Source organism: Trichocoleus sp. Lan, assembly GCF_039961855.1.
In the GTDB taxonomy this organism is placed as follows: Bacteria; Cyanobacteriota; Cyanobacteriia; order Cyanobacteriales; family FACHB-T130; genus FACHB-T130.
In genome coordinates, this window is record NZ_JAMPKA010000025.1 from 73,728 (window position 1) to 89,388 (window position 15,661).

A 15,661-nucleotide genomic window follows, 5' to 3' on the forward strand; every position below is an offset into this window, starting at 1 on the left:
ACAGAGGAATATCTACCGTTACGATTAGTTGACGCCTAGATAAAGTGGAGCTAAGCGCTATGAAAGATACTGCCCAGATTACGGGTTTTCATGCTCATATCTACTTCGATACCTCCAATCGTGATGCGGCGGTGCGTGTACGTGAAGAATTGGGCGCGTCTTTTGAAGTGCAACTCGGACGTTGGCATGATAAACCGATTGGTCCACACCCAAAGGCGATGTATCAAGTTGCATTCTTACCAGAGCAATTTGGCAAGGTTGTCCCCTGGTTGATGCTCAATCGTGAGGGATTGGATATTCTCGTCCACCCCTCAACAGGCGATGATGTGGGAGACCACACCGATCGTTCTCTGTGGTTGGGAGAGAAGCTAGAGCTGAATATCGAGATCCTAAGGGCGATTGGAATCAGCTAATAATGAGACAGCTAGTGGCGATCGCAGTTGTCTATCTCCCCTAATAAGGGTGTTATGGAGCGATCGCACTCCCATTCACAAAGTGAAGGCTAGCCGCATTTTCACACCTCTCGCCCAGTTCGGTACCTAAACTGAGAGCGATCGCCCAGCATCTGATCGTGTACCAGAAGTTGGTTTCCGTAGGCAATTAGCTTGCTTCATTTGTGAGTTGTGACGGTACACTAAACTATCTATTTTGTCTTCGAGCGACAGTAACTCCTCATAATATTCCTGGGTTTCATCCGGTCAATAATTGATTCTTTGCAACGTGCGATCGCTTCTACTAAAAAGGTACGCAGCTCAGCCCTTCGTAACAAACTTTCAAAAAATAGCTGTAGTGCCAGTAAATCTGGGAATACTTATATAGATTACCGAAAGGTACTAGGGAACCTGAAATTCATCCAAAATTAGGAGTTCCGCTCCCTCACCTAAAACTATTTGTCATCGCAGCAAGGAAACTTCCATCAAGATGAGTAAAATTACGCTTTCAGAGCGCGTCCGCTACGGGTTCGATAATTTCATGGCTAGAGGTACTGTTGCTCTGATTGGCGGATTAGCCTTGACCTCTCTAGCCTTTATCTTTTTAATGGGATTCTTGGTCAGCATCACCGGAGTTGCGCCGGAAGGAAGCGATCGCCTTCATCCTCTAGAAGCGATTTGGAGCGTTTTCATGCGGACTCTAGACTCAGGCGCAATGGGCGGCGATACAGGCTGGCTATTTCGGTTTGCGATGCTCTTTGTCACCTTTGGCGGTATCTTCATCATCAGTACCCTAATCGGCATTCTCAGTAGCGGCATCGATACGAAGCTAGAAGACTTACGGAAAGGACGTTCCCGTGTCGTTGAAACCGATCACATTGTAATTTTGGGTTGGTCGCTGCAAGTATTTACCCTCATCTCAGAACTCACCCTTGCTAATGCCAATCGACCCGGTACTTGCATTGTCATTCTCAGTGAAGAGGACAAAGTACAGATGGAAGATACCCTTTCTAATATCTTGGGTAAACGTTCCAAAATTCGCTTAGTTTGTCGCACGGGTAGTCCCAGCAATATTACTGACTTAGGGATGGTTAACGTCCAAACGGCACGCTCAATCGTGATTCTAAGCTCATCCAATGCCCATGCTGATATTCAACTCATAAAAACTCTGCTGGCAATTACCAGTATTCCGCGCAGCGTGTCCCAGCCTTATCACATCGTTGCTCAAGTTCAAGACCCCAAGAGTTCCGACGTTGTTAGTCTAATCGGACGCAACGACATAGAGGTTTTACTGACGAACGATCTCATCTCGCGGATCGTCGTGCAAACTTGTCGTCAATCAGGCTTATCAACGGTTTACATGGAGCTACTTGACTTTAGTGGGAATGAAATCTATATCAAAGCAGAACCAACTTTACAAGGAAAAACCTACGGCGATGCGCTTTTAGCCTACAACGATTCTGCGGTACTGGGAATTAAACACGCTGATGAGACGATCCAGCTTAATCCACCGATCGACAGGTCGTTACAACCCAACGAACAACTTGTTTTGATTAGCGAAGATGACAGTACCATTCATCTGTCTCAACTATCTAATATCCCTATCGATCGTCAAGCGATTCAAGTTAAAGAGAAAAATGCGATCGCTGCCGCAGAAAACACCTTAATTTTGGGATGGAATGACCGGATTTCTACCATTATTCAACTACTCGATCGTTACGTTGCTCCCGGTTCCAGCGTTACAGTCGTTGCTGAGTTTCCAGAGGCTAAGGTCGTATCAACTGAATCGCTCAACTTACAACAACAGACTGTGCGGTATTCTCAGGGAAATCCTACCGAGCGTCAGGTATTAGAAAGCCTCGACTTAACTAAATACAACCATGTTCTCGTACTCTGCAATACTGACTTAGAACCAGAGCAAGCGGATGCTCAAATCTTGATTACATTGCTTTATCTGCGGGATATTGCCGATCGTTATAAGTGCAATTTTCAGGTTGTCACGGAAATTTTAGATTTGCGAAATCAAGCCTTGGCACAAGTGGCTCGCCCGGATGATTTTGTCATCAGCGAACAAATTGTTAGTCGGCTGCTGGCTCAAGTTTCCGAACAGAAAAGCCTCAATGCTGTGTTTGCCGATCTCTTTAGTCCTGAAGGCTCAGAAATTTATCTTAAGCCTGTCAGTGAGTATGTTGCGCTCGATCATCCCGTTAATTTTTACACAGTTGTTGAAGCCGCCAAGCAACGTGGTGAATCGGCAATTGGCTATCGTTGCAAAGCGGATGCTAATAATTCAGGTAGAGCTTATGGGGTGACGATCAATCCCAAAAAAGATCGACTGATTACGTTTGCCCCGCAAGATACGATCGTTCTATTAGCGGAAAACTAAATTTCAGTTTCAATCTTTTTGTATTAATGTACGCGATCGCGATTGACTTTCTCAAAGATTCCGACCCTATCCTGGGACGACTCATTGACCAAATTGGTGCGTGTCAACTGAACCAGTACGAACTGGAGGGAGACTTGTTCTTTTGCCTATCCCGGTCAATTCTCCACCAACAACTTTCCACCAAGGTGGCTAAAGTCATCCACCAAAGGTTTCTCCAGCTTTACCCGGACACTCTGTTTCCTTCAGCGCAAGATGTCCTCGACACGCCGGATGAAGTCCTCCGTGGCGTAGGGATTTCGCGCCCCAAAATCTCTTACCTCAAAGACTTGGCGCGTCATACGATCGCCGGATTGCCCACGCTTGAAGAGTTGGAAGTCATGAACGATGAGGCGATTATCAAGACTCTGACGCGAGTGAAAGGTGTCGGACGCTGGACTGTGCAGATGCTATTGATTTTCCGTCTCAATCGGTGGGATGTCCTGCCCGTGGATGATTTGGGTGTACGTGCAGGCATTCGGAAACTCTACAATCTTGAGGCACTTCCCGACCGCAAAACTACAGAACGTTTCGGACAAAAGTGGAAGCCTTATTGCAGTATCGCTTCGTGGTACTTGTGGCGTAGTTTGGAGCTAAAGCCAGTTTGAGGATTGCTGGAAAAGGGGAGAAGATGCGATCTCTCTCACTGTTCATCCTCTAGATCCAGAGTATGCGATCACCTGTACTGTCGGTACTGTGACAAGGCGCGAGCAAGCCTATAAAAATGAAGGTGTTGAAAAGGTGAAGGTGTCACGGGCAAAGCTGGCGATGGAACTCAAGCAATTAGGCTTTTCGTCGTGCAACTCTTAAACCAATTCTCTGTATAAAATGCGAAAATCTACACGCGAGCCATATGCCAGATTATGACTTCAAGGGATTGTCCCCGTTCGACTTTGAATGCCTTGTACGAGATCTGCTCCAGCAGGAGCTGAACTGCTCACTTGAAAGCTTCACTAGTGGGCGAGATGATGGCATAGATCTGCGCCATAGTCGGGATGCTGCTAAGTCTTTCGTTGTCCAATGCAAACATTTTGCAGGATCGAGTTACGCCAACTTAATCAGTCGTCTCAGAAGGCTTGAACTTCCAAAGGTACAAAAACTAGTTCCGAGGCGCTACATCCTTGCTACATCTCTGGGATTAACACCGCGTAATAAGAAAGAGATTCAAGAGCTATTTAAACCATTTATTCTCAGCCCACAAGACATTTATAGCCGTGAAGATATCAACGCTCTCCTCTCAAAGTTTCCTAGTATTGAAAAGGCTCACTTCAAACTTTACTTAACGAGTATACCAGTACTCGAACGTATACTTCATGCAGGACTTTTCAATCGCAGCAAACAGCGTATTCTTGAAGCACAATCGAAAGCTCGGGTTTATGTTCAAAACGAGACTTTTCAACAAGCATACAAGATTCTCGAAGACCAACACGTCTGTATTATTACAGGGATACCTGGCATCGGGAAAACTAGTCTCGCCGAAATGCTAATTCTTCATTACCTTACTTTGGGCTATGAACCAATTGATATAAGCAGCGACGTAGCGGAAGCTGACCCGGTTTTGAGCGACTTAGGACGCAAAATTTTCCTGTTTGATGACTTTTTGGGTCAGACAAGTATTGTGGAAAAACTTTCACAAAATGCAGATGATCGCCTTGTACGATTTGCTCGCTGGGTCATGCAGTCACCAGATAAGCGTTTCATACTAACGACCCGAGAATACATCTTGGCACAGGCACGTACAATGTATGAGAAGCTCGACAGATTTAAGATCGAGCCAATGAAGTGCATTCTCGACATCGCAGCGTATGCACCTTTGGCTCGCGCTGAAATCCTTTATAACCACCTTTACTTCGCTAACCTGCCTGAAGACTGGAAAGCCACCATTGCGGAGGAACACGCATACAAGAAAATTATTTATCACTTAAATTACAATCCCAGATTGATCGAGGGTATTGTTGAGTTTGCTCGTACAAAATGCAGCGAACCATCGGAATTCTATCGTTTTTTCCTCGACATACTTGATCATCCGCGTCATCTCTGGCAGCATCCTTTCGAGCGACAACTCAACGATGAGATGAGAAACCTAATTTTACTGATCGTAACCTTGCCGACTGAACTCGACGTTCAGGATCTAAAATCGTGTTTTTCGTCATTCATTGCTCAAGATGTAACCTCAAAGACCTGGGAAGATGCTTTACGAATTTTAGAGGGAACTTTCTTATCATTCGATACCTTCTTAATACGAGGTGTCAAAGCTTCAAAAATGCAAGTGGTTCGCCTGCATAATCCATCATTACGAGATTTCCTGCTTGACTACTTAGATGAGCATTCTGGTTTTATTTCTCAGATATTGACACGGGCAAAATTTTTCTATCAGTGTGAGATTCTTTGGTTGTATGCAACTGGCACCAGGAGAATATGGGCGAAGCAGGAGCAACGGTTGGGAATCCATGAATCTTTACGAGCGAAGTCTGGTCTGCTTATAGATGCACTGATACGAACCTTTGAATCACCTGAATGTCAGCTAGTAACGATTGGTGGAGAAGGTCAGAATTATAAGTATAAGAAAACAGTATCACTAGAGTCCCGTCTCGCATCGGTTATTGACGTTGTTTGTGAATTGGAATGTGAGGAGCAGGGAATATGGTTGCGTGAAATGATGAGTAAAATTACACGCTCTTGGAATGCTGGAGAGGGACATAAAAGAGGGACACTCTCACTACTACACTCACTTATCAAGGTGAAGATTTGGGATACAGAAGAGAGGGAAGCAATTCTGAAAGCAGCAGCACGCTGGTATGTGACAAGCCTAGACGATATGTACGACTATGACGACTATGACAGCTTGCGCTTATTTGCCAAGGACTTTCTACCAATTTTTGAAAGTGTTCGCTCCTTAGCTAATCTCTCTTTGTTGGAAAAATGGATAGAGGGGCAAACATATTTTATCAAGTGGTATGCTGAAGATTCAGATACAGCACAAGATACGCTTAACGATACCCTAGAAGTTGCAAATTTATTTCGACTTAAGGTATCAGATGAACTCTTGAATAGTTTAGAGGAACGTATTGCCGAATTGAAAGAAGCTGAGAAGGAGCAAAGTAAACTACGGCAGAGAAAAGATGCTGCTCAGGCGGGGGCAAGCCTTTCAAATCGTGCTGAAATAGATGCCTTGTTTGATTTGTTAAGGATAGAGATCTCGTCAGTTAATAAAAGGGACTAAGTTAACAAACTCTATAATTGTGAGCAAGAGACCCTTAGGTAAGGACATGACGAGGGTCGCTATCTTGGCAGTATCTAATGCAAACGGTGAGAGGCAATATCTGTGGGATCGCATTCTACAATCGTCAAGCGATCGCTCATCCTAGAATTCACGAGAACAATATTTCTCAGCTACTCGCAGCATAGCTGCCAAACTTTTTTCCACATCAGCATCAGTTGTTGCCCAAGACGAAACACTAATTCGCATTGCCGTCTGCCCTTGCCAAACCGTACTGCCACACCAACAAGTCCCCTCGGTTTGAATATCAGCAATCACTCGATGAGTTGTTTCTGCATCCCCAAAAGACACTAAGACTTGATTCAACACCACATCGTTGAGAACTTGGTATCCAGCAGCTTTTAACTCCTTGGCAAAGTGTCTGGCATGGCGACAGGTACGCTCAATTAAATCTGCCAATCCAGAGCGACCGAGCGATCGCAAAGCTGCCCACACTTCAACACCACGCGCACGTCTCGATAATTCAGGAGTATAGTCTGACGGGTTGCGCTGGTCGCTAACGGTGGGTAAATACTCGGCAGTAATTGCCATTGCCGCTTGCAACGCATTAGCATCGCGAACAAACGCCAATCCGCTATCATATGGTACGTTCAACCACTTGTGAGCATCTGTCGCCCAAGAATCTGCCTCTTCCATACCAGCCGTGAGGTGCGCCAACGATGGTGCTGCTGCTGCCCAGAGTCCGAATGCGCCGTCTACATGCACCCAGGCTCCTACTTCTTTGGCGCGATCGCAAATCTCTCCAACTGGATCGCACGCGCCTGTGTTCACATTTCCCACTTGGGTACAGATAATCGCAGGACGAGTCAGGGTGGGAATGGCATCCGGACGCATCCGCCCCTGTCCATCAACAGGCACTTTCACCACTCGGCTTCGACCTAATCCCAGCAATCCCAACGCTTTCAACAAGCTTGGGTGTGCTTCCTCGCTGACGGCAACCGTAATCGGTGGCGCACCAAACAACCCGTCTGCTTCTACATTCCAACCCTCTCGTTCGAGTACGGCGTGGCGGGCGGCGGCTAATGCGGTAAAGTTAGCAACGGTTGCTCCCGTAACGAAGGCACCACCACACTCGGCGGGGAGATGCAGTACGTCGAGGAGCCAGCGCAGAGCTACCTGCTCCAGTAAGGCTGTAGCTGGAGTGATGCGATAGAGTCCACAATTTTGATCCCATGCTGCGGCTAACCAGTTGGCTGCTAAGGCAGCAGGCAAAGAACCACCTGTAACAAATCCGAAGAAGCGGGAACCTGCCTGTGCCACTGATGCGGGTGAGCCAATTTTATCGAGTAGTTGCAAGACGAGTTCAGGTTCGACAGGCTCATTAGGGAGGGGTTCATCAAACTGGATGAGATTAGCTCGCGCTTCCTCCGTTGGCGCAACCTTACGAGCGTCTAAGCCTTCAAGATAGCGAATCGCCAATTCAGCCGTTGTTTGCAAGAGTTTTCGCATATCTTCTTCCTTCCCTGCACGGAGCTAAACAATCCCGCATAAGCGAGCATAGCGCTGATGGAATGATTTTTGGATGCAACAAGCTGCCGCCACGCCTCAATAGGAATAAGCTCCTGTACCTAAGAAAGATAATTTTAAACAGGTAGGGCTGAACAGCGTTAAAACAAGTTTGAGGTAGCCTTTTAAAGAGGTTGTTCAGGTCGCGAGAGGGGTTCTTCAGGCAGCGGGATAAACTCGGTTTCATGTGGAACCTGCTCAAACCGTCCGTTCTTCCAGTCCGCTTTCGCTTGCTCAATGCGATCGAGGCGACTAGAAACAAAATTCCACCACTTGTGCCGCTCACCGACAGGTTCACCACCTACCACAATGCAACGAGCGTCAGCTTTCGCACTAATGCTCACAGTCTGCTTAGGTTTCAGTACGATCATTCGTTGTGGCTCCAGCGGTTCGCCATCTATGCTCAGACCGTTTGTAACGCTGTAGACGGCTTGCTCACTATAGTCCGGAGGCAGCGTGAACTGGGTTCCACTCGGCAGTTGGACATCGAGGTAAATCATCGGCGAGAACGTTTGAACGGGTGATGTGCGACCATAGGCCTGCCCTGCAATTAGTGTGATTGAGACACCCCCATCTTGCCAAGCCGGGATGTCAGTTGCTGGGTAGTGACGAAACCAAGGTTCGGTCTCCTCGTGTTCCGAAGGAAGTGCGAGCCACGTCTGGATACCGTGTAGCCGTCTTTCGCGACTCCGAACTGCATTGGGCGTTCGCTCTGAATGAACAATGCCACGACCCGCCGTCATCCAGTTAACGGCTCCAGGATGAATTTCTTGAACAACCTTGAGACTATCGCTATGGAGCAGCACCCCTTCAAACAAGTAAGTCAGTGTTGCTAAATTGATATGCGGATGCGGTCGCACATCCATCCCTTGACCTGGTGCAAAGGTAGCTGGGCCGAGATGGTCGAAAAAGATGAATGGTCCAACCATCTGCCGAGTTGCGTGAGGCAAGATGCGCCTCGCCTCAAATCCACCCAAATCTTTAACTTCGGGTTCAAGAACATCACCAATGCTGTTGGACATAGCGAAGATTACCCCGTGATTCTGACCAAAGCCTGATTAATTTTCTAATCTTAGAGCTATATCAGCTTCTTCCTTTTGATTAGGGATACAGATTGTTGATCGCATCTTCTCTACAGCCTGGAGCTGCTTACCTCATTTTGGCTGTGCCACGCTATTGCTAGGAGTTAGATGGCACAGATAACTTTGGTATTCTCAAATCATTCAAAGCAGTTTTAAAGTGATGACTCAGGTTGTAATTGTCGGGGCAGGACCTGCTGGTGCAACGCTTGCACTGCTTCTCGTCAAACGTGGCATCGCCGTCAAACTGATTGAATCCTCCCGTAACTTCCGGAGAGTTTTTCGCGGGGAGGGGCTGATGCCCAGTGGGCTAGATGCTCTAGAGCAGATGGGATTGTCGTCTGTGCTAGAGAGCATCCCTCATCGACCTTTGGATGCCTGGGAAGTTCTGATTGAGAATCGGTTTTTGTTTCGAGTTGATGAGCCAATCGAACCGGGTGGTAAGCCCTGCACCCTCGTCTCACAGCCAGCTTTCCTAGAAGCAGTAATTGACAAGGCAAATACTTATCCCAACTTTGAGTTTGTGCAGGGTGAGCCTGTGCAAGATTTGCAGTGGAGCGAAGAACGAGTTTCGGGCGTGAAGCTGGGTGACGATCGCTCTATTTCTGCCAATCTAGTCATTGGAGCGGATGGTCGTAATTCCGTCGTTCGGCAACGAGCCAACTTACCTCTAGAGCAACAGTCGGGAAGCTTTGATATTCTTTGGTTTAAATTGGCGGATAGCGATCGCTTGGAATCCGAGAACGTATTTTATTCAATTGTTCGCGATCGCAATGCATTTGGGCTGTTTCGCTCTTCCGAGGGGAATCTTCAGATAGGCTGGGCACTTCATGAAGATGCCCCAATGGGCTGGAAGCAAGCCGATTGGCCTGATATTTTGGCAGAAGCCTCGCCCCCGTGGTTAGCCGAGCATATCCGGACTCATGCGGAAAGTATTGAGCGTCCTGTTCTGTTATCCGTTGTCGTCGGGCGTTGTCCGCGTTGGTATGCACCAGGCTTACTGTTACTGGGCGATGCCGTTCACCCAATGTCACCGATTCGCGCCCAAGGCATCAATATGGCATTGCGGGATGCGATCGTTGCAGCAAATCATCTAGTTCCCCTGTTGCGTGAGGGAGCAACAGATGCGGCAATTGATGCGGTATTACCACAGATTCAAGCTGAGCGAGAGCCGGAGATTATTCGAGCGCAGCAGCTTCAAAGTCAGGAAGCGGCTCAGGCTGAGCTACTACGTAAAAGCGCACTGTTGCGTTGGGCGGTGAGTCAGCTAGCACCCCTGCTGGGCAAGGGCGTGCGCCACTCTTGGTTACAAAGGCAGCGCCAGTTGCGCCAAGGGGTAACGCAGATACAGTTAACGGTGTGAACTAGGGGGTAAACTCCTGTCGTCATGTTTGCAATACAAGTAGAGCCGTTAGAGGTAATAACAAGATGAGGAAAATACTATACATACTCATTGGTCCAAAAGGCTCAGGAAAAACCTATATTGGAAGTCAAGTCAATAAAAATACAGACATAAAGTTCTTAAGAGTAGAGCCGATCTGGCTGAAATTAGCGCCGGGTGAAAATGGTTGGGAAACAGTTGAGAAGGAAATCGATAAGGAGTTTCAGCAGCATAGTAAGGTGATGATTGAAAGTTTAGGGGCAGGAGACGGATTCAATCAGATGCATTCGTCATTAAGAAATAAATACGAAGTCAAGTTAATAAAAGTCTATGCTGATTTAGAAGAGTGTTTGAGAAGAGTGAGAAACAGAGACAATTCAGAACACATACTCGTATCAGATGAGAAAGTAGAAGAATACAATAAGATAGCAGCAACCATTAACCATCAATGGGATGCGGTTATTGATAATAATAGTCCGGCTACTGATGAAGATATTCTTAGGGTCATTGAATCTATATAAGCAGCTTCTAACATTGGCATCAGCGGTGAAGGCATCAGCGGTGAAGGCATCTGTGCCGACGCATCAATCAAGTTGCGCTTCGCTCTTCTCGCTTCGCTATCGCCTAATTTCAGACCCCATAGTATCCCAGCAGGGAATGAGAGCAAGAGGTCTATTGTATCAAGACAGTCCAGCCTTAAACTCATCTATGAGAAAGTCAATAAAGCATTTAATCTTCGCCGACTGAAAGCGTCTTCGACGGTAAACGACCTGAATCGGTATTGGGTCAGGTTCGTATTCTGCAAGGATGACTTTGACCGATTGATTTTGGAGTTCATCAGTAAACGCCCATATGGGGGAGGTGCCAATGCCAATGTTTGCCAACACGGCTTCACGTAGCGCCATCGAGTTATTGACTTGCAGATTTCCACTCACTGTTACTGTCGTGCCTCGAAAATGCCATTCATTACCCGTAGACTGCCTGGTATAAACAATGCAGTTGTGGTGCAAAAGGTCGGCTGGTACTTGTGGCTCACCAAACTTCTCCAAATAGGCTGCCGACGCGACTGCGACAAATCGGTATGTGCCGAGTGGCTGTGAGATTAAGTTGGGATCAACAAACTTGCCAATTCTGATCGCTAGATCGATGCCCTCTCCGACTAAATCGACAAAGTGGTCAGACATCGTTAGGTCAATCTTGATATTTGGATAGCGATCGAGAAATCGTTTCAGGCGAGGGAGTACCTGCATCTGCCCAAACGCAACCGAGCAATTGAGCCGTAATAGTCCAGAAGGGTTCTGCCGTTTTCCCACACTAGATTCGGCTTCGGAGAGTGCTTCGAGAACGGATTGGCAACGCTCATAAAAGCGCATTCCCTCATCGGTCAAACTCACTTGGCGTGTCGATCGCAGCAGTAATTGCACGTCCAGATAGTCTTCCAGTGCAGCAATCTGTTTGCTAATCGTGGGTTGAGTAGTACCCATCTCTCTAGCGACGGCGGAGAAACTGCCTGTTTCCACTGTTCGCACAAAACTCTTGATGCAGGCGATCAGGTCTGACATGGGGATTGATTCTCAAACGGAATAAATCATATTCCATTTTGCAGTCTTCTCAAACCCGAAGGAATGAAACATGATTAATGTTGTGAGCCAAATCAAGTTTCTCACCTGACAACTCTGAGCTAACCAATAGAACAAAAATCATGATTACAGCAACAGACCTGAAAGCCAACTTTGAAGACATCAAGACCCTGGTTTTACAAGGGAAAGCGATGGAAGCCTTTGAGAAATACTATGGAGAGGATGTAGTGATGCAGGAAAATGAAACGCCTGCCACTGTGGGGAAAGCAGCGAATCGCGCTAGAGAACTGGACTTCTTTTCTAAAGTGACTAAATTTCGGGCAGCAGAACTGAAAGCGGTTGCTTATGGCGAAGATGTGATTATTTCTGAGTGGTTTGTCGATTACACTCATTCTGAATGGGGCAAAGTTACGCACGATCAAGTCTCTGTGCAGAGATGGAAAAATGGCAAAGTAATCCACGAGCGTTTCTATTACGCCGCCTAAACTGCCTCAACGATTTTGATGAATCCGACAACTTGCTAACACTCACGAAAACGCTCCGCAGCCTCAATAACCAGTTGGCGGGCTTGCTCCGGTCCAAAGCGACCTTGAGGCTCAAACGTTTTGCCCTTAGCCGCGTTGTACGACACGAAAAAGTGTTCAATCTCGTGGATGAGGTTCTGATTCAGGTCGTCGAGCGTTTTCACGTCATGCTGGTTGCGGGAGTTGGCGGCAACAGCGAGCAAGCGGTCATTGCGTGCGGTTTTCCCCTCCTCGGTTTGAAAAGCGCCAAAGCCGCCAATGAGCCGCGATGGGACAAGGCAGCCGACGAAGGCAGGCTCCTCCATCAATACCAGCACGTCGATAGCGTCGCCGTCGTCGGCTAGAGTCGAGGGCACGAAACCGAAGTCGTATGGGAAAAATGCGCCTGCTGCCAGTACGCCGCCCAACTTGTACAACCCGTACTTCTTGTCCCACTCAAATTTGTTACGGCTGCCCTTGGGCGTGTCAATGATGACGTTGAGCGTTTCGGCATCATCTGAGTCAAACGGAGGCAGGTGGAGAGGGTCGGTTGCCATAGTTTACTAGCACGTATCTATTTCTTGCTAGCGATAGCGAAGCGCAGATCGCACTTATCATATCGCGATCGGTCATCTAGTTTTATGGAGCGTAGGACATAGAGTTCGACTGCATCTGCCCCTTGACCTATCCAAACTTGGATTGCAACTCCATCCGATTTGCTCAAAATTCAGCCTGCCAACCAACCTTAGGATGTAATTCTCGGTCTACTTTACCCTGCGGGGTTTATCTACCAGGCTATGCAAACGCCCCTACCCATCTATTGCAACCATCATTTAGCAGAGAGAGTAGGGACGAATTCATCTAGTCTCAGCGTTAGCAGAGCGAATGTTCGCAGCAGTGGAATCAGCGTTGCCGGAAATTCAGATGCCTGCTGTACGCAATCCTAAATTAACGTGACTTTTCCGGTATCGAGATCGTAACGACCTCCGACAATTTTGAGCTTGTCATCTAGCAATCGTTCCGAAACGATCGTTGAATTTTGTTTTAATTTCTCAATTTGATACCGAACGTTTGCAACTACAGCGTTATCAACCGGATCGCCTGATTCATCTTTTGTCTTAGCGATCGCAGGTTTGATGGCTTTAACAAAAGAATTCATGCTTCCAGGGAGACGTTCCCCCTGGACTGCGGCAGTGACAGCACCACAGCGTTCGTGACCTAAAACCATAATCACAGGAGTGCTGAGGACAGCTACAGCATATTCCAGACTGCCAAGCACCTCCGGTGTCACGATATTTCCGGCAACCCGGATATCAAATAAGTCACCGAGTCCTTCGTCAAACAAAATTTCCGCAGATACCCGCGAATCCGCGCAGGTTAGCAGCGTTGCAAAAGGGTGTTGTGCTTGGGCAATTTCTTTAACCCGTGCCTCTGATTGATCGGGATGTTTAGCCTTGTGTTGCACAAACCGTTGATTGCCCTCCATCAACCGTTTTAGGGCGGCATCAGGGCTGGGAGGCTCAACGGTCGCTGCGATCGCTCGGTTTGCTTGCACGCCCCAGAATGCACTTCCCGCCACAGCCGCCATCAGTGCTATTCCGCCATTTCCCGTTAAATTCAAGAAATTGCGCCGCCCCATCAACCCATTGTTTTGATTCATCGCTATTGAAGAAGTAAAAGTTGCAGAATAAACGATTCAAAGTTCAAAGCCGAAGCTAGACTTTATTTTTGTTTTTTAGTTTCTTCAGATTTCACAGAAGATAGAAACAGTCGCCTTACAACGAAGCAACGCATCTCGTCGAGCGAATTTCCATCGCATCAGAAATGTAACAGCTGCCTCCAAACTTGTTGAGGATTGGTCGAATAATTTCCACAGCACCTTTAAGTTTTTCTGGCGCACAAAATGCGATGACATAGACATTATCCAGCATCGTCATATCTAAATCTTCAGAACCCCCTCTAAGCCCCTGTCCGGCAACATTTCGGATGACTAGGTGCCCGGTTACACCTGATTTTTTTAAACTGTCTAAAATTTTGCCAAGTTCAACTGAATTTGCGATGACTTCTATTCGTTTAACTGAATGCATGATGTTATCTCCAAAGCATCTCAATGCCGTACAGATATACGGGAATTCCGACAATGATGTTGAAAGGAAACGTTACAGCTAGTGCGGTAGAAACGTACAAGCTAGGATTCGCTTCAGGAACCGTTAAACGCATAGCGGCGGGAACAGCAATATAAGAAGCACTTGCACAAAGTACCGCAAATAAGAGCGCGTCCCCCTTGGGCATTCCGATGAATTTTGCAATCAAAATTCCAATGCCTGCATTGAGGATTGGGATTAGTATTGCAAAAGAAATGAGAAAAACGCCCGTTTTTTGCAAGTCCTTAATCCTTCTAGCCGCAACCAACCCCATGTCGAGCAAAAAGAAGGTCAGGATACCGTAGAACAATCCCTGAGTAAAGGGTTCCAAAGTGTGCCAACCGCGTTCTCCAGTTAGGACTCCGATGATCAGGCTACCAACCAGCAGAAATACGGAGCTATTCAGGAAGGCTTCTTGCAACACTTCGGGCCAGGAAAAGTCCCGATCTCCCTGGCTGGGTGTGAATAGATTGACCAGAATCAGCCCGACGATGATAGCCGGAGATTCCATAAGCGCTAGGGCTGCAACCATATAACCATCATAATCAATCCCCAACTCGGTCAAAAAAGCTCCTGCCGTGATAAAAGTTACGGCACTGATGGAGCCATAAGTCGCGGCGATCGCTGCTGCATCGTAGATATCCAGCTTCAGCTTCAGGATAAAAAAGGTATAGATTGGGACGGCACACGCCATCAATACGGCTGCCAGCATGGTGAATATCACTTCCTGGGTTAAGCCGCTTTTAATCAGTTCTACTCCTCCCTTAAAGCCAATGGAAAATAGTAGATAAAGTGACAGTAACTTGGGGAAAGGAGCCGGAATTTCCAGATCCGATTTAACAAAAACTGCCACCATACCTAGAAAGAAGAATAGGATTGGTGGATTTAGGATATTAGAAACGATCAGGCTTGTATCCATATCTACTCCCCATCCTGGATAACCAAGAATTTGAAAAAGGTTTTAATCATGACTGAAGTGACACAGTGGTTCTACGCATCAGATGTTGCGTAGAACCACTGTATGGCAATTGAGCCGCTAAAAAGATATAGGAAATTTTTATACTAAGTATAAATAAAACCTTTCTAACTACCGAAATCAGCCGGGAGATGGGTTTGACAAGAACTGAAGTCGCTACTGCAACAACAGCGCCGATTACGGGCGAATTGTAGTGAGAATGGCAGTACCTCCCCAGGAGATGGAGGCGTTGATGCCATTTCTCGATAACGTCAGTACGGGATAAGGAAAAAGCTAAATCTCTTGCCCAGCAAGGCTTGCAGCCAATTTATCTCATGAGTCAAAAGGAAAAGGAGGGGGATAATGCTGAAAATCTCAAA

Annotated in this window: 15 protein-coding genes and 1 pseudogene; 8 read left to right on the forward strand and 8 right to left on the reverse strand. The window is 47.0% G+C overall.

The window, feature by feature from the left end; translation table 11 throughout:
* Positions 1-59: 59 nt before the first annotated feature.
* The gene (locus NDA03_RS20870; RefSeq protein ID WP_348239024.1) at positions 60-413 is read left to right on the forward strand and encodes a DOPA 4,5-dioxygenase family protein; all 354 of its coding nucleotides are present in this window, start codon (positions 60-62) and stop codon (positions 411-413) included.
* A gap of 52 nt (positions 414-465) precedes the next feature.
* Here the strand turns inward: NDA03_RS20870 and NDA03_RS20875 are convergent, their stop codons facing one another.
* Positions 466-600 (reverse strand): hypothetical protein, encoded by a 135-nt coding sequence (locus NDA03_RS20875; protein WP_348239025.1) that lies wholly within the window; start codon positions 598-600, stop codon positions 466-468.
* A gap of 321 nt (positions 601-921) precedes the next feature.
* On the opposite strand from NDA03_RS20875, the gene NDA03_RS20880 reads away from it, so the two are divergent.
* The 4 genes and pseudogenes from NDA03_RS20880 (at position 922) to NDA03_RS20895 (ending at position 6,076) form a co-directional block, all read left to right on the forward strand.
* Complete coding sequence (locus NDA03_RS20880; RefSeq protein WP_348239026.1) at positions 922-2,817, forward strand: potassium transporter TrkA; 1,896 nt, start codon at positions 922-924, stop codon at positions 2,815-2,817.
* A 26-nt stretch (positions 2,818-2,843) separates the two neighbouring features.
* Positions 2,844-3,461, forward strand: a complete 618-nt coding sequence (locus tag NDA03_RS20885; protein WP_348239027.1) for a DNA-3-methyladenine glycosylase — start codon at positions 2,844-2,846, stop codon at positions 3,459-3,461.
* A 97-nt stretch (positions 3,462-3,558) separates the two neighbouring features.
* Positions 3,559-3,660, forward strand: a pseudogene (locus tag NDA03_RS20890) (histidinol-phosphate transaminase); the annotation flags it as partial.
* A 46-nt stretch (positions 3,661-3,706) separates the two neighbouring features.
* On the forward strand, positions 3,707-6,076 hold the full coding sequence (locus NDA03_RS20895) for a restriction endonuclease (RefSeq protein WP_348239028.1): 2,370 nt from the start codon (positions 3,707-3,709) through the stop codon (positions 6,074-6,076).
* A gap of 141 nt (positions 6,077-6,217) precedes the next feature.
* Here the strand turns inward: NDA03_RS20895 and NDA03_RS20900 are convergent, their stop codons facing one another.
* Positions 6,218-7,582 (reverse strand): aminotransferase class V-fold PLP-dependent enzyme, encoded by a 1,365-nt coding sequence (locus tag NDA03_RS20900; protein WP_348239029.1) that lies wholly within the window; start codon positions 7,580-7,582, stop codon positions 6,218-6,220.
* Between the two features lie 182 nt (positions 7,583-7,764).
* Positions 7,765-8,661 carry a pirin family protein gene (locus tag NDA03_RS20905; RefSeq protein ID WP_190525982.1) on the reverse strand — a complete coding sequence of 299 codons (897 nt, stop codon included), beginning with the start codon at positions 8,659-8,661 and terminating at the stop codon, positions 7,765-7,767.
* 220 nt (positions 8,662-8,881) lie between these two features.
* On the opposite strand from NDA03_RS20905, the gene NDA03_RS20910 reads away from it, so the two are divergent.
* Both NDA03_RS20910 and NDA03_RS20915 read left to right on the forward strand, forming a co-directional pair.
* Positions 8,882-10,081 (forward strand): FAD-dependent monooxygenase, encoded by a 1,200-nt coding sequence (locus tag NDA03_RS20910; RefSeq protein WP_348239030.1) that lies wholly within the window; start codon positions 8,882-8,884, stop codon positions 10,079-10,081.
* A 65-nt stretch (positions 10,082-10,146) separates the two neighbouring features.
* The gene (locus NDA03_RS20915) at positions 10,147-10,620 is read left to right on the forward strand and encodes a shikimate kinase (protein WP_348239031.1); all 474 of its coding nucleotides are present in this window, start codon (positions 10,147-10,149) and stop codon (positions 10,618-10,620) included.
* Between the two features lie 159 nt (positions 10,621-10,779).
* Here the strand turns inward: NDA03_RS20915 and NDA03_RS20920 are convergent, their stop codons facing one another.
* Positions 10,780-11,661: a LysR family transcriptional regulator gene (locus NDA03_RS20920; RefSeq protein ID WP_348239032.1), complete on the reverse strand. Its 882-nt coding sequence runs from the start codon at positions 11,659-11,661 to the stop codon at positions 10,780-10,782.
* Between the two features lie 140 nt (positions 11,662-11,801).
* Between NDA03_RS20920 and NDA03_RS20925 the strand changes: the two genes are divergently transcribed.
* Positions 11,802-12,164 (forward strand): SnoaL-like domain-containing protein, encoded by a 363-nt coding sequence (locus NDA03_RS20925; RefSeq protein ID WP_190673150.1) that lies wholly within the window; start codon positions 11,802-11,804, stop codon positions 12,162-12,164.
* A gap of 35 nt (positions 12,165-12,199) precedes the next feature.
* Here NDA03_RS20925 and NDA03_RS20930 read toward each other — a convergent pair whose 3' ends face one another.
* The 4 genes from NDA03_RS20930 to NDA03_RS20945 form a co-directional block, all read right to left on the reverse strand.
* Positions 12,200-12,739 carry an inorganic diphosphatase gene (locus tag NDA03_RS20930; protein ID WP_190673147.1) on the reverse strand — a complete coding sequence of 180 codons (540 nt, stop codon included), beginning with the start codon at positions 12,737-12,739 and terminating at the stop codon, positions 12,200-12,202.
* A 386-nt stretch (positions 12,740-13,125) separates the two neighbouring features.
* The gene (locus tag NDA03_RS20935) at positions 13,126-13,842 is read right to left on the reverse strand and encodes a carbonic anhydrase (protein WP_348239033.1); all 717 of its coding nucleotides are present in this window, start codon (positions 13,840-13,842) and stop codon (positions 13,126-13,128) included.
* A 115-nt stretch (positions 13,843-13,957) separates the two neighbouring features.
* Positions 13,958-14,269, reverse strand: coding sequence for a P-II family nitrogen regulator (locus tag NDA03_RS20940; RefSeq protein WP_190412390.1), 312 nt, complete (start codon positions 14,267-14,269; stop codon positions 13,958-13,960).
* 4 nt (positions 14,270-14,273) lie between these two features.
* A complete protein-coding gene (locus NDA03_RS20945) occupies positions 14,274-15,245 on the reverse strand; it encodes a sodium-dependent bicarbonate transport family permease (protein WP_190412389.1) in 972 nt (323 codons plus the stop codon).
* Positions 15,246-15,661 lie beyond the last annotated feature (416 nt).